Origin of the sequence: Paraburkholderia terrae (assembly GCF_002902925.1) — a bacterium.
Classification (GTDB): domain Bacteria; phylum Pseudomonadota; class Gammaproteobacteria; order Burkholderiales; family Burkholderiaceae; genus Paraburkholderia; species Paraburkholderia terrae.
In genome coordinates, this window is the sequence record NZ_CP026114.1 from 639,915 (window position 1) to 666,065 (window position 26,151).

At 55.9% G+C, this 26,151-nt stretch carries 24 protein-coding genes; 16 read left to right on the forward strand and 8 right to left on the reverse strand.

All coding sequences use genetic code 11. From position 1 onward, the window contains the following. Positions 1–15 precede the first annotated feature (15 nt). The gene (locus C2L65_RS44805; RefSeq protein ID WP_103254700.1) at positions 16–1,422 is read left to right on the forward strand and encodes a transposase; all 1,407 of its coding nucleotides are present in this window, start codon (positions 16–18) and stop codon (positions 1,420–1,422) included. 68 nt (positions 1,423–1,490) lie between these two features. On the opposite strand, the gene C2L65_RS46045 is transcribed toward C2L65_RS44805, so the two are convergent. The 3 genes from C2L65_RS46045 to C2L65_RS44810 all read right to left on the reverse strand — a co-directional run bounded on the left by C2L65_RS46045 (position 1,491) and on the right by C2L65_RS44810 (position 2,354). Further along, positions 1,491–1,655 (reverse strand): hypothetical protein, encoded by a 165-nt coding sequence (locus tag C2L65_RS46045; protein WP_156132402.1) that lies wholly within the window; start codon positions 1,653–1,655, stop codon positions 1,491–1,493. 70 nt (positions 1,656–1,725) lie between these two features. After that, positions 1,726–1,857 (reverse strand): hypothetical protein, encoded by a 132-nt coding sequence (locus C2L65_RS47170; RefSeq protein WP_255221908.1) that lies wholly within the window; start codon positions 1,855–1,857, stop codon positions 1,726–1,728. Between the two features lie 212 nt (positions 1,858–2,069). Further along, complete coding sequence (locus C2L65_RS44810) at positions 2,070–2,354, reverse strand: DUF4148 domain-containing protein (protein ID WP_042314905.1); 285 nt, start codon at positions 2,352–2,354, stop codon at positions 2,070–2,072. Between the two features lie 574 nt (positions 2,355–2,928). On the opposite strand from C2L65_RS44810, the gene C2L65_RS44815 reads away from it, so the two are divergent. Beyond that, complete coding sequence (locus tag C2L65_RS44815) at positions 2,929–3,417, forward strand: Rrf2 family transcriptional regulator (RefSeq protein ID WP_042314904.1); 489 nt, start codon at positions 2,929–2,931, stop codon at positions 3,415–3,417. 48 nt (positions 3,418–3,465) lie between these two features. Here the strand turns inward: C2L65_RS44815 and C2L65_RS44820 are convergent, their stop codons facing one another. After that, positions 3,466–3,984, reverse strand: coding sequence for an RrF2 family transcriptional regulator (locus tag C2L65_RS44820; protein WP_042314903.1), 519 nt, complete (start codon positions 3,982–3,984; stop codon positions 3,466–3,468). A gap of 430 nt (positions 3,985–4,414) precedes the next feature. Between C2L65_RS44820 and C2L65_RS44825 the strand changes: the two genes are divergently transcribed. The 7 genes from C2L65_RS44825 (at position 4,415) to C2L65_RS44855 (ending at position 12,850) form a co-directional block, all read left to right on the forward strand. After that, positions 4,415–5,605, forward strand: a complete 1,191-nt coding sequence (locus tag C2L65_RS44825; RefSeq protein ID WP_042314902.1) for an oxidoreductase — start codon at positions 4,415–4,417, stop codon at positions 5,603–5,605. A gap of 81 nt (positions 5,606–5,686) precedes the next feature. Continuing rightward, the gene (locus C2L65_RS44830; protein WP_042314901.1) at positions 5,687–6,427 is read left to right on the forward strand and encodes an SDR family NAD(P)-dependent oxidoreductase; all 741 of its coding nucleotides are present in this window, start codon (positions 5,687–5,689) and stop codon (positions 6,425–6,427) included. A gap of 66 nt (positions 6,428–6,493) precedes the next feature. Beyond that, complete coding sequence (locus C2L65_RS44835; RefSeq protein ID WP_042314900.1) at positions 6,494–7,981, forward strand: aldehyde dehydrogenase family protein; 1,488 nt, start codon at positions 6,494–6,496, stop codon at positions 7,979–7,981. Positions 7,982–8,136: 155 nt separating this feature from the next. Further along, positions 8,137–9,105, forward strand: coding sequence for an amidohydrolase family protein (locus C2L65_RS44840; RefSeq protein WP_042314912.1), 969 nt, complete (start codon positions 8,137–8,139; stop codon positions 9,103–9,105). 480 nt (positions 9,106–9,585) lie between these two features. Continuing rightward, positions 9,586–9,939 carry a BON domain-containing protein gene (locus C2L65_RS44845; RefSeq protein ID WP_052427022.1) on the forward strand — a complete coding sequence of 118 codons (354 nt, stop codon included), beginning with the start codon at positions 9,586–9,588 and terminating at the stop codon, positions 9,937–9,939. A gap of 617 nt (positions 9,940–10,556) precedes the next feature. After that, positions 10,557–11,822, forward strand: coding sequence for an NAD(P)/FAD-dependent oxidoreductase (locus C2L65_RS44850; RefSeq protein WP_042314899.1), 1,266 nt, complete (start codon positions 10,557–10,559; stop codon positions 11,820–11,822). 98 nt (positions 11,823–11,920) lie between these two features. Further along, complete coding sequence (locus C2L65_RS44855) at positions 11,921–12,850, forward strand: LysR family transcriptional regulator (RefSeq protein WP_042314898.1); 930 nt, start codon at positions 11,921–11,923, stop codon at positions 12,848–12,850. A 47-nt stretch (positions 12,851–12,897) separates the two neighbouring features. On the opposite strand, the gene C2L65_RS44860 is transcribed toward C2L65_RS44855, so the two are convergent. The 3 genes from C2L65_RS44860 to C2L65_RS44870 all read right to left on the reverse strand — a co-directional run bounded on the left by C2L65_RS44860 (position 12,898) and on the right by C2L65_RS44870 (position 14,604). Next, positions 12,898–13,275, reverse strand: coding sequence for a limonene-1,2-epoxide hydrolase family protein (locus tag C2L65_RS44860; RefSeq protein WP_042314897.1), 378 nt, complete (start codon positions 13,273–13,275; stop codon positions 12,898–12,900). Positions 13,276–13,343: 68 nt separating this feature from the next. Beyond that, positions 13,344–14,111, reverse strand: coding sequence for an SDR family NAD(P)-dependent oxidoreductase (locus C2L65_RS44865; RefSeq protein WP_042314896.1), 768 nt, complete (start codon positions 14,109–14,111; stop codon positions 13,344–13,346). Positions 14,112–14,223: 112 nt separating this feature from the next. Continuing rightward, positions 14,224–14,604 carry a 2Fe-2S iron-sulfur cluster-binding protein gene (locus C2L65_RS44870; protein WP_233446746.1) on the reverse strand — a complete coding sequence of 127 codons (381 nt, stop codon included), beginning with the start codon at positions 14,602–14,604 and terminating at the stop codon, positions 14,224–14,226. Positions 14,605–15,333: 729 nt separating this feature from the next. Here C2L65_RS44870 and C2L65_RS44875 point away from each other — a divergent pair. Together C2L65_RS44875 and C2L65_RS44880 are read left to right on the forward strand one after the other, a co-directional pair. Continuing rightward, complete coding sequence (locus C2L65_RS44875) at positions 15,334–16,617, forward strand: cytochrome P450 (protein ID WP_158660445.1); 1,284 nt, start codon at positions 15,334–15,336, stop codon at positions 16,615–16,617. 352 nt (positions 16,618–16,969) lie between these two features. Further along, complete coding sequence (locus C2L65_RS44880) at positions 16,970–18,013, forward strand: porin (protein WP_042314894.1); 1,044 nt, start codon at positions 16,970–16,972, stop codon at positions 18,011–18,013. A gap of 230 nt (positions 18,014–18,243) precedes the next feature. On the opposite strand, the gene C2L65_RS46050 is transcribed toward C2L65_RS44880, so the two are convergent. Further along, positions 18,244–18,480, reverse strand: a complete 237-nt coding sequence (locus C2L65_RS46050) for a hypothetical protein (protein WP_156132401.1) — start codon at positions 18,478–18,480, stop codon at positions 18,244–18,246. 67 nt (positions 18,481–18,547) lie between these two features. Here C2L65_RS46050 and C2L65_RS44885 point away from each other — a divergent pair, with 67 nt between their 5' ends. From C2L65_RS44885 to C2L65_RS44905, 5 genes are all read left to right on the forward strand, one after another. Further along, positions 18,548–19,540 carry a LysR family transcriptional regulator gene (locus C2L65_RS44885; protein WP_156132400.1) on the forward strand — a complete coding sequence of 331 codons (993 nt, stop codon included), beginning with the start codon at positions 18,548–18,550 and terminating at the stop codon, positions 19,538–19,540. Positions 19,541–19,697: 157 nt separating this feature from the next. After that, positions 19,698–21,383 (forward strand): GMC family oxidoreductase, encoded by a 1,686-nt coding sequence (locus C2L65_RS44890; protein WP_042314893.1) that lies wholly within the window; start codon positions 19,698–19,700, stop codon positions 21,381–21,383. Continuing rightward, positions 21,380–22,240, forward strand: coding sequence for a sugar phosphate isomerase/epimerase family protein (locus C2L65_RS44895; RefSeq protein WP_042314892.1), 861 nt, complete (start codon positions 21,380–21,382; stop codon positions 22,238–22,240). Before C2L65_RS44890 ends, C2L65_RS44895 begins: the two co-directional genes overlap by 4 nt. Beyond that, positions 22,237–23,295 carry a cupin domain-containing protein gene (locus C2L65_RS44900; protein ID WP_042314891.1) on the forward strand — a complete coding sequence of 353 codons (1,059 nt, stop codon included), beginning with the start codon at positions 22,237–22,239 and terminating at the stop codon, positions 23,293–23,295. The genes C2L65_RS44895 and C2L65_RS44900 overlap by 4 nt, the downstream gene beginning before the upstream one ends. Before the next feature lie 269 nt (positions 23,296–23,564). Further along, the gene (locus C2L65_RS44905; protein WP_158660446.1) at positions 23,565–25,367 is read left to right on the forward strand and encodes a thiamine pyrophosphate-binding protein; all 1,803 of its coding nucleotides are present in this window, start codon (positions 23,565–23,567) and stop codon (positions 25,365–25,367) included. The last annotated feature ends 784 nt before the right edge of the window (positions 25,368–26,151 follow it).

A 26,151-nucleotide genomic window follows, 5' to 3' on the forward strand; every position in this document is an offset into this window, starting at 1 on the left:
ACGGGGGCGAACGTCATGATGGGTCAACAAGGTGGTGGTCAGGACAAACTCTTCTACTCCTTCAACCTTGATGACCATGTTCCGCGCACGCACCTGTTGCGCGGTATTGATCGCTACTTCGACCTCGATGGACTTCGCGAGCACCTCGCACCGCACTACAGCCACACCGGTCGGCCTTCTATCGATCCTGAGCTCATGATCCGCATGCTGATTGTGGGCTACTGCTTCGGCATTCGCTCCGAACGACGTCTGTGCGAAGAGGTACATCTCAACCTTGCTTACCGCTGGTTCTGTCGCCTTGGCCTGGAAGACGCAGTCCCCGATCACTCGACGTTCTCCAAGAAACGACACGGACGATTCCGCGACAGCGAAGCATTGCGGCACGTCTTTGAATCTGTCCTGCGTCGCTGTATGAGCGAAGGACTTGTTGAAGGCGAAGGCTTCGCCGTCGATGCGAGTGTGGTCAAGGCGGACGCAAATCGTGCTCGCGGAGTACCTGGAACGGAAGTCATCGACTGGCGTCAGGGTGACGGTCCGAGCCGAGCGGTACAAGAGTATCTAAGTGCGCTGGAGGAAGCGAACCCTGCGCCATCCGATGACGTGGAGTCTGCCACATCGCCAAAACGAATCTCGCTAACCGATCCGGCCGCACGCTACACCGCCGCGCCAGGTGGACCAGCGTTCTTCGCATACTCAACAAACTATTTGATTGACCTGCACGCGGGGATCATCGTCGATGTGGAGGCCACACCTGCACACAGAACGCAGGAGGTGGAATCCACCAAGACGATGGTCGATAGGGTTGAGCAGCGCTTCGCACTCAAACCCAAACGTCTGGTCGGTGACACGGCCTACGGAACAGGGGCGATGCTTGGGTGGATGGTTCAGGAGAAAGGCATCGATCCGCACGTACCTGTTTGGCAGCGCCCACCTCGTAACGACGGCACGTTTCCAAATAGCGATTTCCACTGGATCGAGCGGAGCGACGAATATCGCTGCCCAGCAGGCCATGCTCTTCGCAAAGAGCGGCGACCGTTCAAAGCACAGCGCTCGCACATCACGAAGCCCGGCACGATCATCTATCGATCCAGTCAGACAGACTGCGCTTCATGCTCAATGAAGGACCAATGCGGCCCGAACACACCCATGCGAAAAATCGCACGCAGTGTCCATGAGGAAGCACGAGAGGAGGCTAGAGCCGTTGCCAATACCCCTGCATATAAGCGCTCACGTCGAGAGCGCAAGAACGTCGAGATGCTGTTCGCTCATTTGAAGCGGATATTGAAGCTGGATCGTCTCCGATTGCGTGGACCCAGTGGCGCGCACGACGAATTCTTGCTGGCCGCGACGGCACAGAACTTACGGCGAATGGCGAAGTGGTTAGTGCCGGTGAGTCAACAAGCAGTAACGGCACCGACTTGAGGCACATCGAGAGCGTAACCCTTCGCGCAAATTCCGCCACCAACTCCGAGTCCACGACGACGCGCCACTCAAACCACGTCACTTCCGGCCTGCAAAGGGAGTTTTTCAAGAGAATCGGCCATCAACAGCCGTTCGGCCAGCGACAGTTCTCGACATTCGAGCGTCCGCTTGACTCGGTTAAGAGACGCGCTGCCCACGATCTTGTTCGTCGCACCACCGGCCATTGCCGACATTCAGGTGGCAATGTCGATGAGGCGGTGGTGGGTCAGTCTCCTGCAGTTCAAACATCGATGGTCGCCGATGTCAGGTCTCAATATCAGCGGACGCGTGCTGCCAACCCACTTCGACCTTTGGCGTGAGCTCGAACTCAACGGTGATCGTCAAGGTGAACGCGTAAAACAGTTGCTCCTGATCGCCGCTTCCCTGCTCCATCATGACAATGCACTCCCGCCGATTGACGGATTCCAGGACAACTAAGAATTCGACTCTCAGGGGAGTTTTTCAACGCGATAGTCCAACAAGCGTCACTCATTTCAGCGACGAAGCGCACGCTGATACGCGCACTTCAAAGTGCCGAAACTCCCCACCGACGGAAACCGCAACTTGCTGCGAGACTCTGTCGAAAATCGCGCCTTTAGCAGCTAAGATTACAGGCCACTTGCGGTACCCGAGCGAGATGTCCCGTTGGCAGTTCCTCCGTATCCCACACCCGCACCTTGAGCTGCGGTGTTTTGCGCCGCTACCTTCGCTTCGGCAGCCTGGATGTTTTCCGGATAATGAAGCCAATCGTGGGGATCGTAGCCAGCTTCTTCGAGTTGCACTAGTTCAGCACGCACCTGCGCCCGGCTTACCGACTGACTGGACTGTGCGAACGACACAACAGGTGCTGCAATCATCGCAGCAATGAGAACCGTCTTAGCGAACATCTTCATGATTATCGACCCCAGTGGATTGTAGTTAGTGGTACTACGAATAGGCCTACGGGAGACCCTCCTAGCCACGACACTCCAATCCTAGGGGTAAACATCATTAGGGCAAATACCAATTATATGAATTCTCTATTTCAGGGACATCAACAATCAGTTGGATCAAGGTTGCACGCCGCCCGGAACTACCGCAGTCTCGAAGTGACGTGTGCACCCCTCTTGCGCGGAGTCTGCACGGCAATGGGCACGGACAAGATCTATGAAACGTCTCAGGCAACGTTCACATATGCCGGCGGATATGCCTCCGCTGAACCAAGGCGCTTCCCAAGATCGCGTCTACCGCTACTGCCGTACCCAAGTTGGTGTGGACCTGCCCCGGGCGCCTATCCTTATCAATCAACGGTGCATGAAGTCCTCGCCGAGAACCCCGCCGGCAGCGCAGTGAAGCGACCCCAACGTGATCGACGGACATGGTTAATGCAACAATTATAGATACATTAAAGACGCAGTACAATACAAACTCAATCATTACGTTGTGTTTGCGCACTTTCGCGCCCGCTCGTCAATCCACTCGACTGCCATGATCGACCTTCGCTTTTCGACAGCTTTCCAGATGGTCCTGAGCGTGGCGCTCGCCGACCACGATGGTTTTCGATGCACGAGCAAAATGCTCGCCGACGGCCTTGGAGCAAATCCCAGCTTCGTGCGTCAACTTCTGGTGCCACTGGGGCGAGACGGCATCATTGCCGCATCGATTGGCAAGGGTGGAGGGCTGCACCTCGCACGGGCTGCCGCCAGCATAACCCTCCGCGAGATCTATGCTTCAATCACTGGCGAGAAGCGATTCCTGCACGCACGCCCATCTGCGCCACCTCGGTGCCGGGTGAGCGCCAACATCGAGCCTCTCTTCGAGAAAGTGGCGGCAGACGCCGACAAGGCACTCCTTGAGAGCCTCCAGCGACGCAACGTTGCCGAAGTGCTGTCGGAATTGCTACGGCTCGACAAGGTACGGGTCGCCCGCGGTGGCGCCAAAATTGTCCCGGAACGCGAATATATCCTTGAGGAATAGCCCCAGACGTCCGTCCATGATCGGGCTCAAGCGAAGAGGTTCGTAGATTCAGGGTTGGAACATTTTCGCAACCACCGAACACACTGGCGCGTCATCAGCGCGAGAGTGCCCTGTTTGTTGTCCGCTCTGCGCAATTCGCGTTCGCTCCAGATTCCGGATCTCGGCGATGCTGTCCGCCACCGTCCGACGGCCCAGCATGTCGAGCACGAGGGCATCCGCCTCGCCGGCGATACGCCCGAAGAACTCGACAATATTTGCGCTTGCCACGCATTGACAAGGCACGTCAGTCCGCGCGGCCCAGATCTTCTTGTCATCCGTGACGGAGCAGTAAATATCACGAAGCGTGATTGTCGCAGGTGCGCGAGCGAGACGAGCTCCGCCATTCTTCCCTAGCGAAGACGCGACTATTCCATCTCGACTCAGAGGTACAAGAAGCTTCCTGACGAAGCTCGCATTGACACCCAGCGAGTCGGCGAGCTTCTGACTGGTACATCGCACCCCATCTTCCTCAGCTATCTGTATCCCAAGCACCATCTGCAGTGCTGTCGGGAAGCGTAGATCAATCATTCCGTCTCCATCGTCACATGCATCGGGAAGTCATCACTCATCGATCACCCTTATTGCAATAATATCATTTGCAATATACGGTCAGCGAGGACGTGGCGCACGTGAGACATCCGTCCGCTTGCCCGCTCGAAATGGCACCTGCTCGCCGATGCGGCCACGGCTCTAGTGCGCCCAGAGGCGGCAGCGACCTGCACTCCCGGCCAACCCGGGGCTCCCACCTGTTTCATCACACCACCAAGCCGGACAGTCGCTGCGAGCCGATCACCACCACATCCGCTCTCTCGTCTGCCGGTGATTGATAAAATGCAATTTAGATTATTGCAATTACAGATTGAAGTGCTACTATCATTCTTGCATTTACTTTTTCGCGCTTTAAGTCGCCCTTGTTGCGCGATGGATCTCACACGTAAACCATCAGGAATGGAATCCGATGACACTCGAAACCATCAGCCCAGAACATGACGCGCCTCATGCCCAAATAGATCTGGCAGGTCTCTTCCAGCCGATCACCATCGCTGGCCTCACGCTCACCAACCGGTTCGTCATGCCGGGTATGCAGCGCGGCTGGTGCGTTGAGGGCCAAGCACCCCAACGTCTTGCCGACTACTACGCGGCACGTGCTCGTGGCGGCGTACAACTCATCATGACCGAATGCGTTGCGGTCGACCATCCGTCGGCAACACGCACGCGAAAGTACGGCCGCCTGGCCGAGGACACTGCGGACGGGTGGGCCCGATGCGCCGATGCTATTCGCGATGCCGGTGGCCACTTCTTCACCCAAATCGGACATGAGGGTGCGCTCGTCGCGGCGCCGGATGGAGACTACTTCGCAACCGCGCCAGTCCAGAGCCCTTCCGGCCTTATGAAGCCCGGCACCGTCGTCGGTAGCCCCGCGACGATCGCCGACCTGGAAGAGGTCAGGGATGCTTTTGTCCGCTCAGCACGAATCGCCAAACGGATTGGCGCGAATGGCGTCGAAATTCATGCCTGTCACGGGTATCTGCTAGATCAGTTCCTGTGGGCAGCCACGAATGTGCGTGACGACGAGTATGGCGGCGCTGAACTGAGCGACCGCGCACGGTTTCCGGCAGAGGTCGTACGTGCTGTTCGTGATGAAGTCGGGTCCGACTTTGTTATCTCCCTGCGATTCTCGCAATGGAAATTGCAGGACTATGGCGCCAGCGTAGTTAAGACGCCCGAAGAACTCTCGATCTTGCTCCGTACATTCGAAGACGCAGGCGTAGATCTTTTTCACGCATCGACTCGCCGATTCGGAGATGCCGAATGGCCTGAATCCGAGCTGGGCCTTGCCGGCTGGACAAGCAAACTTTCGAGCAAGCCTGTCATCGCCGTAGGAGGCGTGGGCCTGACCGTCGACATGGTTGAGACGTTCTCTGGCAAGGATACGAACGCGTCGCCGGACATCAATTTCCCCTCCCTGGCGAAACGATTCAGCGCGAACGAGTTCGATCTCATTGCGGTCGGTCGATCCAACATTGCGGACCCGGATTGGGTCGCGAAAGTGCGCGATGGTCGTCCCGATTTCATTCGCCAATTCAAGCTCGCAGATCTGGGTGATATCGCGGAAGAAGCCAAGCAGGCTTCGACCAAGGCTTCATAAACAGATGTTCAGACGGCCCACGACTTTCCTTCGCAGGGGCGCCTGAATTCTTCCACTTCCAAATAATCCACAGAGGAAAACATGGCTGAGAAAACACATGAAAACCGGATAGCGGTCGTGACCGGCGCAGCACAAGGCATTGGGCGAGAGGTTGCTGTCCGCCTGGCGGCACGTGGCGCGAAGGTCGCACTCGTCGATTTGAAAAAGCCCGTCGAAACTGCATCCTTGATTGGGGACGCGGCCATCGCTATCGAAGCCGACATTTCCAGCGAAGGCGGCTGGAAACACACGGCGGAGCTCGTCGAGCGCGACCTGGGCGAAGTCGACATCGTCGTGAACAATGCGGGCATCTATCCGCGTATCGAGATTGACGAGCTCGAATTGGATGCATGGCGTCGGACGTTCGCCGTCAATCTCGACGCGCACTACTTCAGCGCAAAACAGTTCCTTCCTGGCATGCGCCGCAAAAAATGGGGGCGCTTCGTCAATTTCTCGTCTAATTCGATCGGCATTGCCATCACCGGACTCAGCCACTATATGGCGGCCAAGATGGGCGTCATCGGGTTTGTCCGTGGTCTGGCCAACGACGTTGCAGCTGACGGGATCACCGTCAATGCGATCCTGCCTGCACTCACAAATACCCCCGGGACGAGCGGTGTACCGGATGAATTCAAGAAGAGCGTATGGCAGCAGCAAGCGATCAAGCGTTTTGCCGAACCCGCCGACATCGCCGGCCCGGTCCTCTTTCTCACGAGTGACGATGCAGCCTTCGTGACCGGCGAAGCCCTTGTCGTGGACGGCGGTCAGTACAAGATTTCCTGAAGACCGCTTCGTTCGACCGGGCACTCACGCCCGGTCGCCGCCTCCTTTTACCGAAAGGCCTACTCAATGATCAATCAGTTTACGGAGCACGAAGCGCGGCTTCGCTCTGGGTTCATCAAGCGGCAGCACAACCTTTTCATCGATGGCAAATGGAGCGAAGCGTCCGGCCGCGAACGTACAAGCGTCATCGAGCCGGCTACAGGCGAGACGTTGACTACGATCGCGTCGGGAAGCGTCGAAGATATCGATCGCGCTGTCCTGGCAGCCGAAAGGGCTTTCAAGGACGTATGGGCCCACATGCCGGCAGCGGATCGTACCCGGCGGCTGTTGGCTCTCGCCGACGCGATTGAACGGAATGCAGATGAATTGGCGACACTGGAGTCAATCGACGGTGGCAACCCCGTCACCCACACTCGCTACGGTGACATCGCGAGAGCGATCAACGTCTTGCGACACAGTGCGGGATGGATCGACAAAGTAGGCGGCGAAGTGCCTATGAGCGATAGCCATCTCGGCTCACTGTCGTTTTCCATTCGGCAACCGGTTGGCGTCGTGGGTGCGATCACACCATGGAACGCGCCATTCCTGCTTGCCATGTTCAAGATTGGACCGGCCCTTGCGGCCGGCTGTACGATGGTGCTCAAGCCCGCCGGCCTCGCGCCACTGACTGCGCTGCGCCTGGCCGAACTTACGCTTGAGGCCGACATCCCTCCAGGCGTCTTCAACGTTGTGACGGGGAACGGCGGCGTCACTGGGCGCGCACTCGCAGTACATCCCCGTGTTGCGAAAATTGCATTTACCGGGTCGACCGACACCGGCAAGTCACTGCTAGTCGACGCCTCAGGCACGCTCAAGCGGGTTACCCTCGAACTCGGTGGTAAATCGCCAGTGTTCATTTTCCCGGACGCGGATGTAGAAGCAGCCACGAATGCGGTGTCGTCGGGCATCTTCTTCAAAACAGGACAGTTCTGTGCCGCAGGCACGAGGCTTTTTGTCCACGAACGAGTCTATGAACAGGTCGTCGCAGGATTCGAAACGCGGGCAAATCGGGTGAAGATCGGCGCACCGCTTTCGTTGGATACTGAGATGGGCCCATTGATCTCCGAAGGACAGCGCAGCCGCGTGCTTGAATACATCGCTGCAGGCAAACGGGATGGAGCGACCGTGGTAACAGGTGGGCACGCGATAGATGGGCCGGGCTATTTCATCCAGCCAACGCTGCTCACAAATACCCGTCCGGACATGTCCGTCGTTCGCGACGAGATTTTCGGTCCCGTGCTCTGTGTCTCGAAGTTCTCGGACGTCGATCTCGACCGACTCCCTGCCATGGCCAATGACACGGAGTACGGTCTCGCCGCTTCGATCTGGACCAGGGATCTCGGCCACGCGCATCGGCTCGTCCGCGCGATCGACGCTGGCATCATCGAGGTAAATGGCGGCGACCTCGGTGCTCTACCCTTCGGCGGGTTCAAGCAATCTGGCATTGGCTACGAATTGGGTAAAGCGGGCGTAGAAGCTTACACAGAGACGAAGGCCATCGGGATTAAGTATTAATCTCATTAGACACTGTACCGCCCAGTGAACGGGGCCACGTAGCCGGCATCCCGACTATGTGGCCTCACATCCCTTAAAAATTCCTCCGACTAGCGTGAACAAAGCGACTGTTGAGCGAATGGATGGTATTACAACTGATTAGGAGACTTCTTACCATGCGCGTCGTCGCCCTTGAAGAACACTTCATTGTGCCTTCGCTTCTGGAGGCATATTTTGATTTGCGTACCAATCCCGGCCTTACACCTAGACGCAAGGAAATACTGACTGACCTGGATGAGGGGCGCATCAAGGACATGGACGATTGCGGCATCACTTATCAGGTCATTTCGGCGTCCATTCCTGGAGCTGATCTCCTCGACGGAAAGGAAGGAATACACGTCGCGACTGAAACTAACAATACGCTCGCGGCGGCACTGCGCAGACACCCCGACCGGTTTGGTGGGTTCGCTCATCTGCCTATGCGCGAACCGTCCGCAGCCGCTGATGAGCTCGAACGTGCAGTGGTTGACCTTGGATTTAGTGGCGCGATGGTCAATGGCTTGACGGACAACCGCTTTCTCGACGACCCACGGTTCGACCCGGTACTGGAGCGCGCCGCAGCACTCGATGTTCCAATATACATTCACCCCAATGTACCGCCTAAAGCCGTCTATGACGTCTACTACGATCGGCTGCCGGGACCAGCGAGTGCGTTACTGGCCTCGGGTGCATTTGGCTGGCACTCAGAGACCGCAATTCACATCCTCCGCCTTGTCCTGACCGGCGCTTTCGAGCGACATCCCCGGCTCACCATAATCGCGGGGCACATGGGTGAGATGCTCCCGTTTATGCTTGGTCGGGCTGACGATATCCTCATCGGGCACGGTGGACTTAACAGGCCTATCAGTGAAACGATTGTCGATCGTGTCTACATCACAACGAGCGGCATGTTCACGACACCACCGCTGCTGACAGCGCTGACAACCTTCGGCACCGACCGCATCATGTTCAGCGTCGATTATCCGTTCAGTCAAAACTCACAAGGCAAGGCCTTTTTGGAGAACATGCCGGTTTCTCCTGCCGATCGTGCAAAAATCGCTCATGGAAATGCTGATCGAGTGTTGAAACTGAGCCAGAGAATGTGACTTGTTGTCGAAGTACGGCGCAGGAGCTTAAACGATGACTTGTCATTTTGTCGTGCACTACGGACAAGAGTTTCGTCTCACTGCGTCGGCGACAGTTCACATCGCGGCCAGGCACATACCGACCATACTTCGCTAACTACTGGATCGGTACGACTGCACCGCCAGGTTGATCATCATCACTTCGCCATATTCCGTCTTGCACAGAAACGAAGGTGACTAAACCACAATCGCCGCTTCATCCAAGTCAGGAGGTACAGCGTGCAGAAGCTCCATTCCGTTCTGGAATCGGAAATCACCACGATACGGCATAGCGATCAACTTTGACGTGTCTTGTGAATTCTTCAGTGTGTATCACTTTACGTTTCGAGCTTGTCGCAGATCCGACCGATCAGGTCATCGTTATCGGCTTGTTTATCTACGTGGCATTCACCCCTGCACCAGAAGTCACCACTGTCTCTTTAACTCAAACGGGAGCCGTCCATGAATTCCAAGGCAATCAGGACTGTTGGTGTATTCGCAGTGACCGCTTTTCTGGTAGGCACCTCCATGACCATCCCCGTCATTGGTGTCGCACAAGAGACCCAATCCGCCCCCCTCTCAAAGAAGGAGCAGCGTCGCGTAGATCGACAGTTGTCAAAGGACGTACGTCGTGCGCTCGAGGCGCAACACATCGACACAGGTAACTTGCTCATATCTGCACAACGTGGAGTTGTCACTCTCCATGGAACCGTTTCGGATCCAGGTCAAATCGGGAAAGCTGAAGACGTGACCAAAACAGTCCCCGGTGTCCAATCGGTGAAGAACTACGCTACTCCTTATATCAACGGTCGCTGAACATCACTGACTTTTCGATGCATGGCTGGTAGACGACGTACGACTCTGAGTGGAAAAGCTCATGGTCCTTCAAAACCGTTCGAGGAGGCTGCGTTACTCGTCGTCGCCTCCTCTGTCGCATCGGTAACGGGCGTCGCTGCAGAAATCAGGTGCGCGCTTGTTCCCATCAAGCGAGCATGGAAATGTCCCAAGTTGGGACATTTGCCGTATCTGTCGCACCGAATTAGCAGAATAGGCAGAAATGGGAACCGGCGACGTCCCGCCGTATGAAGCGAAGCACAGCCTCAGTCTGCCTGGTGACCACGGCGCCGGGAAATTCTGCAAACTCGCACTGCAGATAACTAAAGATAATGCCTCAATCACAATTAGTTAATGGACGCGATATGAGGCAACACCTAAAGTTCGTAAATAACAGATTACCCCCATGAACAACGCGCTTACCGATACGGGTTATCGCGCGCTTGGGCCAAATACTGCGACAAGTAGTAGCTGCGACTGGTAGCAACAAATCTCGGACGCCTCTGGAGCAGGCCCTGCGCCGCTCGTTCGTGACCATCACGCGAGTCTGTTAGCTATTTCATTGTCCAGATTCCAAAAGATACTCAGCGGAGACAGTGATGTCAGGTCACTATAACGTACTTATCGTGGGAACCGGTCACGGTGGCTCCCAGGTCGCCATCGCCTTGCGGAACCGCGGCTTTAACGGAAGCATCGCAATGATCGGGGAAGAGGTTGGCTATCCCTACGAGCGCCCCCCTCTTTCGAAGGACTATCTCGCCGGCGAAAAATCGCGCGAGCGCATACTCATCAAGCCAGCTCAATTCTGGGCAGACCGCGACGTGAATCTGCTGACCGGTAACGCCGTAGTTTCGATTGATCCAGAACTGCACACGGTGACCACTTCGGTGGGAGAAATACTGCACTATCAGACGCTGATCTGGGCAGCCGGAGGTCATGCACACCGCCTGAACTGCCCCGGACACGACACCGCTGGAATTCACTCGATTCGCACCCGAGAAGATGTGGACCGGATACTCCAAGAACTGGACCGCACCGAGCGAATTGCTGTGGTGGGTGGCGGATACATCGGCTTGGAGGCCGCAGCAACATTGCGAAAGCTGGGGAAGAATGTCATAGTATTCGAAGCGCTCGATCGAGTCCTCGCGCGGGTTACGAGCGAGACCGTTTCGCGCTTCTTCGAACATGAGCACCGTGCTCAAGGCGTCGATCTGCGTCTCGGCACTTCTGTTCAGGAAATTCAAAACGTGGGCGGAAGAGTCAGCGGCGTACGCACCAACAAAGGAGAAACAATCGCCGCCGAAATGGTGATTGTAGGCATTGGCATCCGTCCTTCGGTCGATCCCCTACGAAATGCCGGTGCGTCCGTCACCAACGGCGTCGTCGTCGACGAATACGGACGCTCGTCATTGCAGGACATCTTTGCGCTCGGCGATTGTGCCTTGCATCCGAACAGCTTTGCGACTGACTTGACGGTTCGATTGGAATCGGTCCAGAACGCCAACGACATGGCTTCTACGATCGCCGGGTTCATCACAGGAGAACGGCAGCCTTACAAATCGGTACCGTGGTTCTGGTCGAATCAGTATGACTTGCGCATGCAAACGGTCGGCCTATCGACCGGACATGATCACGCGATCGTTCGTGGCAGCCCCGAAAAACGAAGTTTTTCTGTTGTCTACCTCAAGAACCGTCAAGTTATCGCGCTTGACTGCGTCAACGCTGTCAAAGACTATGCACAGGGACGCGCGCTAGTACAGGACCGCATGGTTATTGATACCGTACTGCTCGCTGACTCATCCATCACGCTCAAGGAACTCGCCCAAAAGGCATCTCCCGATGCAGCCAGCTTGCCATCCCTATGACGACAAAGTGCTAGACCGGATCGTCAACGGATGGCGCTCGTGTAATTCCGGTCGGACACAACGAGACTCCTGACACTGCGAAGATGGAACCAAACACTATGGATTTGCAGCGGATCCGCTACTTCGTTGCGGCGGCAGAAGATCTGCACTTTGGTCGTGCCGCAAAGCGCATGAATATCGTTCAGTCAGCGCTCAGTCAACAGATCAAGCGATTCGAGAGTGAACTTTCGATTGACCTTTTCTATCGAAACACTCACGGGGTACAGCTCACCGAAGCAGGTCACTTCATGTTAAATGAGTGCCGCATTCTGCTTGAACAGGCCGACAGAACGACCCGTATCGCCAAGGACGCAATTGCCGGGATCCGTGGGCGGATCAGTATGGCTTTTGTGGATAACGCTATCTGCACCCTGCTTCCCCCTCTCATTCGCGACTATAGGCAAACGTATCCAGACGTCGAGCTTTGTTTGCAGACGATGAACCGCTCAGAGCAGGTGACGGCGCTCCTCGATAGACGGATCGACATCGGGCTCGTTCCTGGGCCGGTCCAAATCGAAGATATGGACAGTGAAGTCTTCGTTTCTTCGCCGCTCGTCGCTGTCTTTCCACGCGGACACGCTCTTGCGTCTCGCTCCTCGGTGAGACTCGAGGATCTAACAGATGAAGCGTTCGTCCTGTTTCCGAGCTCTATTCAATCCAGATTGCTTGAAATCATCATCGCGACTTGCGCTGGTGCCGGCTTTGTGCCCGACGTAGCTCAGGAAGCGAATCATCTCCATACTGTGCTTGCCCTCGTCGACGCGGGTGTGGGTGTAACCCTCGCTCCTCCATGGGTGGCACATGCACGTGCGTTAGATATCGTTTTTGTGCCTGTGGAAAATTACACTCCCACGTACGACTTGGTCTTTGTGAGGCGGCATGACAGCACCAACATCGCTCTGAAGCGTCTGTGGACCGCAGCAACTACGAAACAACGTGTCCGAACATGCGGACCTGATCGGAACGAGATCACTGCGACGCGCGTCTGATATGTCCCGGTGGGAGACAACACAGTGATCTGGATCTTTCGCTCACTTCAGAGTGCTGCAAGTTGGCGCTCGAAGGTCGGCAAGTCAAAGTAATCTCGCCACTCAGTAATGAGCCCATTTCGCACGCGGAACGATCCCATTAATGGCACGGAAATCTTTTTCCCTTCCGGATTTGTGAACGAATCGATTCGCTCCGTGAGAACATGCTCTCCGTTCTCTGCGATGCTCACCAACTGCCAGTCGGCTTTCATTTTTGAGCCAACGCCGAAGGCATCGGCAAACTCGCGCGCTGCAGTTCGTCCTACGATCGGCTCCATCGGGACGTTGTGGTAAAAGATATCTTCTGCCATAAATTCGTGAACACGATCCATATCGTTATCGTTCCACGCATCGATAAAATCGAGGATAGTTTGCATCGGACTCATAGTTTGTCTCCGTATTGAAGCACATCTGATCAAAGCACATTCCAGTTCCTGGACGATTCGAGACCGATTTACCAGGAAGTCATTCCGCCGTCGATGATGAAGTCTGAACCAGTCACCCACGACGCCTCGTCCGAAGCGAGATACACGGCGGCCCATGCAATATCTTCCGGTTGGCCCAGCCGATCTAACATGATCTTGTCTTCGATCACCTTCTTAAACCCCGGATTCTGTTCAAATGCGGCGCGTGTCGCGTCACTCACAATAAGCCCCGGGGATATGGAGTTGGCCCGGATCCGGTTGCTCGCGCCTTCCATTGCAAGCTGCTTGGTCATCGCTCTGATTCCACCTTTTCCCGCAGCGTGGGCAACAGCAGGCAATGCCTCCGTCGCTTGATGAGCCGCTACCGATGCGAAATTGATAATCGCCCCTTGACCGCGCTTCAACAGGTGCGGCCACGCTGCCTGACATGGAAGGAAAACAATGTCGAGTTCACCCGCGATTGTCTTTCGCCACTGCGCCAAAGTCATCTCGTGAATCCATGCAAATTCGACCACGGCAGCGGCGTTGACCAATACGTCCAGCCCTCCGTAGCGCCTGGCTGTTCCTTCCATAAGCTCACGACATTCGCTTTCATTCAGCAAATTCACCGGGGCCTCAACGCTGATGTCAAGCCCGCGTTCCCGAGCCTTGGCTGCGACTGCTTGTGCCCCAGCCACGTTTAGATCAACGCCTACGACTTGCGCACCTTCCGCAGCAAATGCTAACGCAATGCCGCTCCCGATCCCGCTCGCTATGCCGGTGACAACGGCGACTTTTCCTTTCAATCGATCTGGCATGGTCTCCTCAATTCAAAAATCCTGCTCGCACGACAGTACAGCCTGTAGGGGCAGGTACAGGTACACTCTCCCGCCCTACTGGCTTACCCAACGTTCAGGCTTCTGCGTTGCCCTAGTCCGGTGCAATCGTCACCTTCAGTCCTTCGAGCGCGTCGTTGAAGTGTATCTGGCATGAAAGACGTGAATTTTGTTTTCGAAAACTGGCCGCATCCAGCAAATCGTCCTCATCCTCCGATATCTGACTGAGTCGATTCTCGAACTCCGGATCGACATAGACATGACAAGTTGCACACGAACACGAGCCGCCGCAAAGTGCAAGCAGCTCGCTGATACCCGCATCGCGAATGATCTCCATTACCGAAAGGCCAGGTTGAGTTTCCAGACGATGTGTTTGCCCATCTCGTGTTGTCACGAACACGGACGCAACCGCCTGCACGTCACCCGACATGCTTCCAGCTTGCTGCTGATTCTCGGTAGCATTTATGTTTGACATTTGCTTGATCTTCCTGCGTAGGCCGCTGACTTGCAGCAGTAGCGAAATCTAAAAAACCGCATCGGATTTTTGAACCACCGGCACAACAACCGCCCGTTACTTTCCGATACAGTCCGAAGCACCGCCGAACCACCTATCTACTCGGCCCAAAGCTTCGAGTAATATCAGTGGCGCTGTGTCGCTCGTAGATCGGGCGGGCAGGCTCGCGTGGATGTGCTTGGATACTAATGCTAGGCGTGGACTTTTGATCAAGTCCACTAATCTCTTCTAATCCCGTCATCACAATTCGTGATCAACCACCCCTCTCGCCAGTGACGTCGCCTCCTCAGGCCCGACACGCAACATTCATACGCTCGTTGATGCCTCGTTGCAATCAAGGCGGAAAGCGCCGTGGATCGTGAGATCACCTCGCCTTATAGACCGATAACAACAACTTAGTCGACTTTATCTCTCGCATCGTGGATGCTGAATACCGGGAAGTAAGTGTGTGAACTCGACATGCCAAGCATTGCAAACTCAGATGATCCAAGGTTGGCTTGGTGACGTACGACCCCGCCACCGCGCTACCACCTGATAGCAATCCAGCCCGCAAATGTTCAACGGTTTGCACACTATTTATCAGATCTGAAGGCGTTGCTGCATCGCATAACCGATACCGCTGCGCGCCCGGCTTTGCACGCGCACGCCACGAGAAACGGCTTCCAGGCCGGAACAACCATGGAGATAAGCATGAACAGCAGCGTACAAACAGATGGTGGTGCGGCACGGTGTCCGTTTCACTCCGCCTTCGACCCACTGGAACCAGCACAGATCGCTGACCCTTTCCCGATTCTGGCAAAGATGCGGGAGGAGTCACCCGTTTTTTATATGGAAAAGTATGATCTGTGGGTCGTTACACGTCGCGAAGATGTGCTTGCGGTGTACAAGGACATGGTCAGCTTCTCAAACGGTAACGCACACAAGCCTCTTTCGCCCAAGTCGCAAGCCGTAATCGACCGGGTCGGAGAGGACTGGCCATTGCCGGTCGACGGCAGCCTTAACGCCATGGACCCGCCGGAGCACCTCCCCCTCAAACAGCTTTTCATGAGCGTATTCCATAAGGCTCTTCCCGGAACGGACGAGTGGCTGGACGAAAAACTCAACAAGCTGGTCGATCGGTTCGCGAACGACGGAGAAGCGGACCTCGTGCCTTCATTCTTCTGGCCGACGACAGTTGGTGCGGTGGCGCACCTCATCGGGGCCGCCGACTCCGAAACCGAGCGGTTCAACGAATGGGCAGAGAACTGGTTTGAGCTGACGGGTTCGACTCTGCTGTCTCCGGAACGTGCGGAGGCTTGCTGGATGGCCTTTATCGATTTTGAACAATGGGCTTACGCGCTCCTCGAGGCGCGTCGACGCGACCCTCAGCATGACCTCATCTCCAAGCTGATCGAGGCGCAGCGCAGCGGAGCAGCCGTCACAGACCGACAGATCGTCACGAACATGATCGGCATGGTAGCGGCCGGGACTGACACGACGGCAAACACGATCGCGCAAATGATTTACACGCTTCTCAAGAACCCTGACCAGCTTCAGCGAGTTCGAGAAGATCCCAAATTGCGCCCTCAGATGATAGAAGAAGTCATCCGTCTCCGACTACCGATTCGGGGCGTCGTACGCACCATGACCAAAGACGTTGAAATGGGTGGGGTTACGTTGCCCAAAGGGGCAAAAGTCTACATCCATCTTGGCTCCGCAAACCACGACCCTGCCATGTTTGCGAACCCGGACGCGTTTGACATTGACAGGAACAATGCTCACAAACACGTTTCGTTTGGCGCGTTTAACCGTGCCTGTGTAGGCGCGCCTCTCGCACGTCTTGAGATCGCAAAAGCTCTCGATATCATCCTTGATCGATTGCCGGGGCTGCGCCTCGCCGATGAGAACGAGCCGTTGCGATACACAGAAAGCATCATTGTTCCTTCGTTGAAGAGTCTTCGCGTGCGCTGGGACGTACCCGCCAAAGCCGTATAGACATCCCCTCCCACGCGTGCTCGTTGCTTTGATGCAATGCATCAATCCTCGTGTGCAAGGGGAGAAACCGGGGCTGTTCTGCTTGTTCAATGGTGCTCGCGACTACCAGATCCCTTCGGATGGGATCCGGTAGTCGAGATGGGCAGCCACCCCGGCCGAACCGCTATTAACTAGTTCTTGAAACGATCGACCCTCCCTGCATTCAGCAGGGAGTTACCAACCTTCAAAGCGAAGCACCGGCTCACACCCTGTTATATCAAAGGCTAACGGGGATCGAACAGTTCGGTTACTTGTCTGGAGATTTCATCATTTTAGTACGCAGTCCATATCAATAAAATGTACGGAGACGAAATTGAAGGGATACATCGCATTGAGCTTGATATGCATATCCACCGGTGCCGCTGCGCAAAGCAGCTTCACACTCTGGGGACGCTTGGACGCAGGCGTACAGTACCTGACGAACGTCGCTGGGCAAAATGGAAAACGATCCAATGTATGGAGCGCCGATAGCGGTGACGCTGGCGCCAGTGCATGGGGGATGACGGGAGTTGAATACATCGGCAATGGCTACAAGGTGAACTTCAAGTTGCTGGACTATTTTCAGGTTACCAACGGTGTGGCGTGGAATCCCTTCTGGGAAAATGCCTACGTCGGTATCTCAGGCCCATTTGGATCGTTCCGGCTCGGTCAAGACGATTCAATTATTAAAGACGGCAACTACGAATTCGATCCCTTCAGCCAGCAGGACATTGGACTTGCATCTCTGGTGAGAAACGCAAACTGGCCGAACTTCAGCAACACCATCAGCTACTACTCCCCCTCCTTCAAGGGCTTCGATGTAGCGTTCCAGTATTCATTGAACGGAGTGCCCGGGAACTTCAATAGCGGCAGGACAGCAGGTGTGCAGCTGACTTACCGGCTTGGAGGGTTCTCGGCGCGCACGATATATCAAGAGGTAAGGGACGCAAATGGCAAATTCAGCGACCTCTATGCTGCGCAGAAGCAGGTATTCGTTGGCGCCATGTATAACGTCAACCATTTCAAAGTGCAGGCAACTTACACTTATATGGCGGCGCCCGATGCACCTCAAAATCGACCACGCTACGCCGACTACGGCTGGTTTGGGGTAACGTACAGTGCGACGGGTCCATTTACTGCGATGGCAGCGGTTTACCATATTCATCAGCGCGATGGACAGGGCAGCGCGACCCTTTTGAACTTAGGCTCGACTTATTCCCTGTCCAAGAGGACATACCTGTACGCTACAGTCGGCTACCTGATCAACGGAGAACACACCAACTTTAGCGCAACGGCGCAACCACCAGACTCACCCTACAATCCGCCCATCGGACACAATCAGCTGGGATTTTTCACCGGCATCATGCACTACTTTTGAAGCGGTGGCCGATCTTCGCTACGTGTTCCGGCGGTATCTTGATAGATCGGCCCGCGCGAGAAAATCTGCCCGACTCCACATCTCGCCGCTTCCCCTCGCGTCGCAAATTCAGTCCTGATCCACGCGCCTGTGTCGCCCCTATCGGGGCATCTCCCAATCCCATTGTTCTGGCCCCGACAACGCCTTAGGCTCTGATTCCGGTCACTCCGGACTGTGCTGCATAAATGCAATTATAATTCTTGCATAAACGCGCCGCAAATTGTATTGTTGATTAATACCTTTGCAGAGTGGCGAAGGTCGGAGTCGAGGGCCAGCGGTCCGGCGAGCCGCAACGCTGTAGTCTCGCTGAGGCCGTGGTTCGCTTCTCCAAACTGACAACGATCAATCGACACGTGCCACGACCAGCGCTCTGCGCGTACTGCGCCGCGCAGATTCGTTGCAATCGAGCCCCACAGGTCTTTGTACATCGATGACCGACTCAGTACAGCATTGCACCTGACGCACGAGGAGCAATGCACGATAACGGAGACAGACATGATTGATCTACGACGGGTACGCTACTTCGTCAGTGCGGCGGAACAACTACATTTCGGCCGCGCTGCCGAACGAATGAACGTGGTTCAGCCCGCAATTAGTCAGCAAATTAAACGATTTGAGGAGGAACTCGGCAGCAAGCTGTTCGAACGCTGCGGTAACGAAGTTCGGCTTACCGAGGTGGGTCAACAGATGTTGCCGGAGTGCCGGAGACTTCTTGAGCAGGCGGACGAGGCAATGCGCGTTGCCAGAGCCGTGCGAACCGGAATGCGCGGTCGCATCAGCTTTGCGTTTGTCGACAACGCCGTTTGCTCACTTCTTCCTCCGCTGATCCGGTCTTACAGGCAAAGATACCCGAATGTTGAACTGCGGCTACAGACGCTGAGCCGTGAAGAACAGGTTGCAGGTCTCAATGACCGCCGAATCGACATCGGCCTGTTACCGGGACCCGTCAATTGCGAGGGCCTCGAGAGTGACACGTTCGTTGGTGGTCCGCTGATCGCCGCCGTATCTCGCGGCCATCCGTTAGCGTCCCAAACCTCAGTTCCTCTTAAAGCGCTGCAAGACGAGCCTTTTGTTCTCTTCCCTGCAGGAATCAAATCCCGTCTGCTCGAAATAATCATCGCCGCCTGCGCCAATGCCGGATTCACCCCACGGGTGGCGCAGGAAGCAATGCACATCCACACAGTCCTTGCGTTGGTCGACGCCGGCGTCGGTGTCACTCTCGTTCCGCCTTGGGTGGTTCGAGAGGGTGTTCATGACGTGAGTTTCGTGAAGCTTGAAACATCCACACCCGCTTATGACCTCAAGTTCGCGTGGCGTACAGATTCCTCGAACGTTGCACTCGACGGATTGCGGACGATTGCACGGACGAACTGTTCGCCCGAATCGCTACAGGCGAGCGGATCACTATCCGTGATCGACCAATCACAAATCGTAAATTTACCTTATCAGTCGCACGAACTAGAGTCGTCGAACGACTGCCCTGTCTGAGCTGGCGTAGAACAAAACGCGCGGACCTCTTTCCACGCCGAATGTAACAACCACGCACGAAGGAGACGTTTTCACATGAGTATCATTCGCTTCGACCGGCCAGCCGCAACTCTCCCCGGTTGCGACTCCGCATCCCTCACTTCAGGTGAGGCAACACATGAATAAACGAGAGTTACACGATTGTGAATATCTGATTATTGGAGGCGGCTCAGCCGGTTGCGTCCTTGCAAGTCGTCTATCGGAAGATCCCGCCGTGCGCGTAACACTTGTCGAGGCTGGACAAGATGTCGAGCCTGTCGCTGTAAAGGATGCGCGTTTTCGCACACTGAACGACTCGCGTTTTCTCTGGCCAGATCTGAGCGCCGAGTATAGCCAGAACGGCATTGGACCATTGCCATTCGGCCAGGCAAAGATCTTGGGGGGTGGCTCCGCCATCAACGGCATGCACGCGCAACGTGGCTTGCCTGAGGACTATGAAGAGTGGAGCGACTTCGGCGTGCAAGGCTGGGGATGGGCGGACGTCTTGCCATACTTCAAACGGCTTGAGACCGACTGCGATTTTGATAACGAGCAACATGGTAAGTCCGGACCGCTACAACTCCAGCGCGTCCCCCCAGACAACTGGAGTGGCCTTACCAAGGCCGTCGCTACGACATACGAGCGACGCGGAATCAGCTATATCGAAGACTTGAATGGACAGGCAGGTGACGGCTACGGTTCCGTGCCAATCAATATGGTCGGCAGACATAGGCTTTCCGCGGCTGCTGCATATCTCACTCCTGAGGTACGCAAACGGGACAACTTGCGTATTGAGACAGGAACCGCCGCCTCTCGACTGCTTATGGATGGACCACAGGTTACCGGTGTAATCATCGGCGAAGGGGAACAATCCCGCGCGATCTGGTCCCGCGAAACAATCGTCAGCAGCGGTGCTCTGCATTCGCCCGCATTGCTGTTGAAGTCGGGTATTGGGCCCGCTGAGCAGTTACAAGCCGCCGGCGTCCCTGTGGCGAAAAACCTGGCTGGCGTCGGTTCCAATCTGCTGAATCATCCAATGCTGATCGTTGGCGCTCATCTACGGTCGATGGGACGTCAGCGAAACGATGTACTCCCGCCATGCCCTATCGTCGTCAGGTATTCGTCCGGATTACAAGGAGTAGCTTCAACCGACGTTGTTCTCAATGTATGGGAGCGCACACCAAACAACCTTGCACGGGACCCTCTCGGTCGTCAGGTGGCCAACCTGATGTTCATTATCAACAAGGTTTACTCCCAAGGCAGCGTCAAGCTCGCGCCCGAAGGCGCGCTCGACATTCGCTTTAACCTCCTTCAGGACCCTAGAGACCTCAGGCGCATGGTGGACGGCCTCTCTTCACTGGCCGACCTCGTCCAGGAGCCAGAAGTAGCTAGTCTAGTGAATGCTGCTTTCTTACCCGCGATGACGCCACTTGCGTTGCTGATGATGCAGGATAACTGGAAAGCACAGGCACTAAGCATCGCCGGCGCCGCGGCCTTTGCAGCTCCCGGCCTCCCTCGCAAGAAGGCATTCGAAATGGCAGGAACACCTATCTCAGACGTGATGCGCAGCGGAAAGCAAATGATTGAAGATACCGTGCGAATGGCTACGCTCCCGGGCGGCCATGTCTCTGGAACATGCCGCATGGGAAGTCCCGACGACCCTGAAGCAGTCGTCGACTCCAACTGTCGTGTGATCGGTGTAAGCGGCCTGCGGGTAGTCGATGCGTCAATTTTCCCCACGCTGATGGCAGCGGGAACCAATCTTCCAGTCATCATGGCCGCTGAAAAGGTCGCAGACGCAATCAAGCGGGAGTATCGAGCATGAGCAGCCGATGGAACCTGAAATACACTTCACATCTTGGCTATCTGCATCCCGATGACCCCCTGTTTCGCGAAAGTGTATCCAGTTCGGATCCGTGGGATCACGTGGAATTCGCTGCACATAAGGGATTGGCCGGGGTGCTCTTCCCATGGGCCGTGGAGCGCTCCAAACATGATGTATCACGGTTTAAGGCCGCACTGCAGCACTTCGGGCTCCGCTCGAGTTGCATTGTCTATGCTCCGCTCGACGCGGTAATGATCCCATCATGGACAAAGCCGGACGGATGGGACGAAATTGAATCGCATCTCGCTCGCACTGTCCCCCTGGCTGTCGATATTGGTGCACCGATGCTTGCGGTTTTACTCAAGCAAAACGAAGGCGAGAGCCGCCTGGCGCAGGAAAACGCTGCTGTTGAAAACCTCCGCCGAGCCGGAGACCGCGCCGCCGCTGCAGGACTCGTTATCGGGATCGAACATATGGTCGCCCTACCCGGTATGCTCCTCACGAATACAGAACAGGCCGTAGCACTACTCGATCGTGTGGGGCATTCTGCCGTAAAACTCATATTTGACACAGGGCACGTCTTCGAGATGGGTGATGACGTCAATGTTGCATATCGCCGTGCACTTCATCACATTGGGCTCATCCAGTTTGCTGACATGCCGGGACGGGTTGAGCCTGGGGCCGGCACAATCGACTTTGAATCGCTATTGAAACAAATCCAGCAATATGGCGACCCGGAACAGCTTATTGACCTCGAACATGGTTGGACTGAGCGGTCCGCTCACATCGAAAACGAAGGGCTTCTCAAGATGCAAGCGCTCGATGCCACGTTGTACTTGCGCGAGGACCGCACATGACTGTTAGCGAGTTCCCAAAACAAGATCGGCACAAGTCATTCTATGAACGTATAAGTAAAGATAACTTATCTCCATTGTGGCAACGTTCTCATATCCTGTCCCCCAACTCACCTGCTCCATCCGTCGTTCCAGCTCACTGGGATTACGACGGTGTCGTTCGACCGCACATTTTCACTGCTGGTGACATTGTGTCAGCAGACGAAGCCGAGGGCCGCGTTCTCATTCTGGAAAATCCTGGGTTGCCGGGAAGTGGCTCAGTTACTCAAACGCTATACGCCGGCTTCCAGTTGGTTTTGCCAGGCGAAGTGGCTCGCGCATATCATCACTCACAGTCTGCCGTGCGCTTTGTCATCGAGGGAGATATCGCCTATACCACTGCGGGCGAAGAGCGGGTCGAAATGAATCCCGGTGATTTTTTGCTTGCGCCGAGCTGGCGCTGGCACGAACACGGGAATGAAACAGAGCCCATGGTTTGGCTCGATGGACTGGACATTCCTATCGCATCCTTCTTTAGCGGCGGGTTTGCTGAATCGGCAAAAGCAATATCGCAGGAGAAGCTGCGACCACCGTGCGAAAGCGCCGCACGATACTCAAATAACATGCTTCCAGTCGACTGGAAACCAGACGATCGAACTTCGCCGATTCTCCGTTACCCGTACGAGAGGAGCGACGAAACGCTGCGCGTGATGTCGCGTGGCGGTGAACCAGACGCCTGTCATGGATATAAGGTGCGCTTTATAAACCCCACCACCGGTGGTGCGCCGACGACCACAATCTCAGCATTCGTCCAACGGTTTCCGGAAAAATTCGAGACGGCTATGTATCAGTCGACCGATAGCACGGTCTTCACTGTCGTCGAAGGCCATGGCCAAACAAAGATTGGCAGCCACCGCATCAAGTGGAAGCCACGCGACGTATTTGTAGCGCCGAGTTGGCATCCGATAGTGCATCGATGCGAAAAGGAGGCCACGCTGCTCAGCTTCTCGGATCGGGCTGCTCAGGAAGCTTTGGGGATCTGGAGGGAAGCCCGCTACCTGAACCGGAAGCTTGTATAAGCATCAAAATCAATACTGCAAACTGCCCACACGCGGGCAGTTTCTGGGTCGATGATGGTACTCGTCGGTTTCGAAGGCAAAATCTCTGTGACAAATGCGGGACCGGTCTGGCCATCTAGAGACGGTATCACTAACTGTTATCGAAAGATCAGATTGAATTAATGGACATGGTTAAAGGGTGAGTGGTCTGATTGAGATATCGCTCAAGTGCGCAACTACCAAAATGCGCCTTAGGCTTCACTTCACCCTCAACCACAATGGAGAGACAAATGTCCGAAACGTTAGACGCAAAGGCGTCAACGACCGAAGTTATACCTGCAAGCAAGATCCCCGTGCCCCGTACGGGAGCCGCAGCAATTGTTGAGTCCATGCACGCTGCAAATATCGAGGTCGTTTTTGGTTACAGTGGCGGCGGAACCGGTAATCTGATTCACGAAATTGCTACCACAGGCATGCGGAACATGAACGCCCGCACAGAGATTGCCTGCGCATGGATGTCTTACGGCTATAACCGGATCAAAGGTCGCGCAGCTTCGGCATGCCTGTTCCACTGTGTTGGCATTCTGCATGCGAGTCCCGTTGCACTTGCTGCGAAGACCGACAGCACGCCGCTGGTTTTGACCTATGTCAGCCTCGATAGCGCGCTTGATCTGCGGGAAGGGTTGCAAGACTCGACCGAAGTTTTCGCTGCGATGAAGCCGCTCGCCAAATACGCTCGTAAGCTCGTTGTTTCAGACGATGCTCCACTCGCAATCCGTCAAGCGGTCATTTCGGCCAGTACCGGTCGCCCGGGCGCCAGCGTCCTCGATTTTGCGTTTCAGGTGCTGATCAGCGAGACAAATTGCGCTGTCGAGCCACTGACTCTGCCCGAGCCACCGGGCACGAGCGCATCGACCATCGAAAAAATCCTTTCTGCACTTCGCACGGCAAAGCGCCCAGTAATCCTGGCCGGTGCTGGCGTGCAACATGCCTGCGCCGCGGCTCAGTTGCAAGCATTTGCCGAGGCGGTGAACGTCCCCGTGGTCAGTACATCCTGGGGCGGCCGTGGCCTACTTGCCGACAACCATCCCCTCTTTGGTGGTGTTGTCGGTTCGTTCGGGTGGGTCGGTGCGAACACGATGGTGCAAGAGGCGGATCTGTGGATCGCAATCGGCACCACTTTCTCGCAGATGACAACCGGTGCGTGGAATATGACCAAGCCGGAAAACGTCATTCACATTGATATCGACCCCAACCAGCTCGGCAAACTGTTCCAGCCGTCTCTCGGCGTAACGGCAGACGCCAAGGTCATCCTCGAGCAGCTCACTGAGGCTGCGGCAACGACACCCTTGACGACCCCGGAAGTCGCGAAGGCTCGCCGTGCGCAAGTGGCACAAGGGCAACGCGAATGGCTCGAATACCTTGACGGATTGAGTGAGGAAGGCGGTAGCCCGATCAACCAGTATCACCTGCTGAAGAAGATGGCTGACACCCTCCCGAAGGGCACGATTGTTGTGGGTGACTCCGGTGGCCAGGCATACATGCTGTATCGCGCGTTTCAGTATGCAGAGTCGACACCAATGATTGTGGGCGGCCGTTACCAGTCTCTCGGTGCAGGCCTGTCGATCGCCGCTGGCGCCAAGATGGCTGCGCCGGAGCGCACGGTAGTGTGCTATCACGGCGACGGCGGGTTCTACTATGACGCTATGGAACTGTCGACGCTGGCCGAGCAGAACATTAAGGTCATCGTCATCATTGACAACAATCACTGCCTGTACGCGAATCGCCAGGGCATGAAACTTTGGGGCATCCAGAATCCGTGGGTTGACGTCCCTGAAACCACCGATTTCGTCAGTTTGGCGCGCTCGCTCGGAGTCGACGGAGAGAAAGTTACAAACCCCGATGACATCGGTCCGGCTCTTGAACGGGCGATCGCCTCCGAAGGCAGCTACATCATTGATGTCTGGACGGACCCCGAAACCCGTATTCGGCGCGCCTTCCGAGACGTCATTCCGATCCTGACTGACCGCAAGCCTGAACAGGGTGTGGAACGCCACATGTCGCCTCCGCTGGAAGGCAGTTGGCCAAACTAAACTGTTTCTCCCACCCTCGGTCACCCGCTGGGTGGGAAAGACAACAGGCGTCTTGGACGCTCGATATGCTGAGTCGTCCACAGGGAGAATCCGCTACCATGCCGACGCCCCTGGAGCTTGAATTTCGGTAATGATCTGTCATTGCCGAATTGCGTGATGAACCTTCGTCCATCTTGTCACCTGAAGTCACCAAAGATGCCCACGAAAAGTCATCGGTACTGGGTGACGAACTCGATTGATCTGTTGGGTGCCTTGGATTACTGGACCCCTATCATGAAGAATGCGAGCAGCAAGTCATTACGGTATCAGGTTGACAAATGGCTCGCCCCGGCGGCCACTTCGACAGTTCGTGCGATTGAGTTCGGCCGTACACGTTGGCTCGGGACGCGATTTGTCTGCGTCGAGACGTCATCCGCTTCTGGTGCGCGCATTCTGTACTTTTTTCGACACGGCGACGGCGCCTGGCACGTATTCCCTCCTGCCGTCGACAGGCAGGAATCCACGAGCAGACGCGTCGGCGCGTGAAGACGTTACGCAGTAAGCGAGCATAGCATTCGAAACACGAGACCAACCCCGTCGCCTCATGAAAGGATCCAGCGAAACCGGAATCCACCTGCATGACGAGCGTGCAATCGGGACCATCGGACCCTACGCCCTCCCGTTCAACGCACAGATTGCCGTCGCAGTCCACGCGTCCGAGCCTTCCAAGATGAAGCGCAACGTCGACTGCGTGTGGCGGCGCGATTTGCTGCACGGGATCAGTTCCAGTCCGACTTGGATTCGA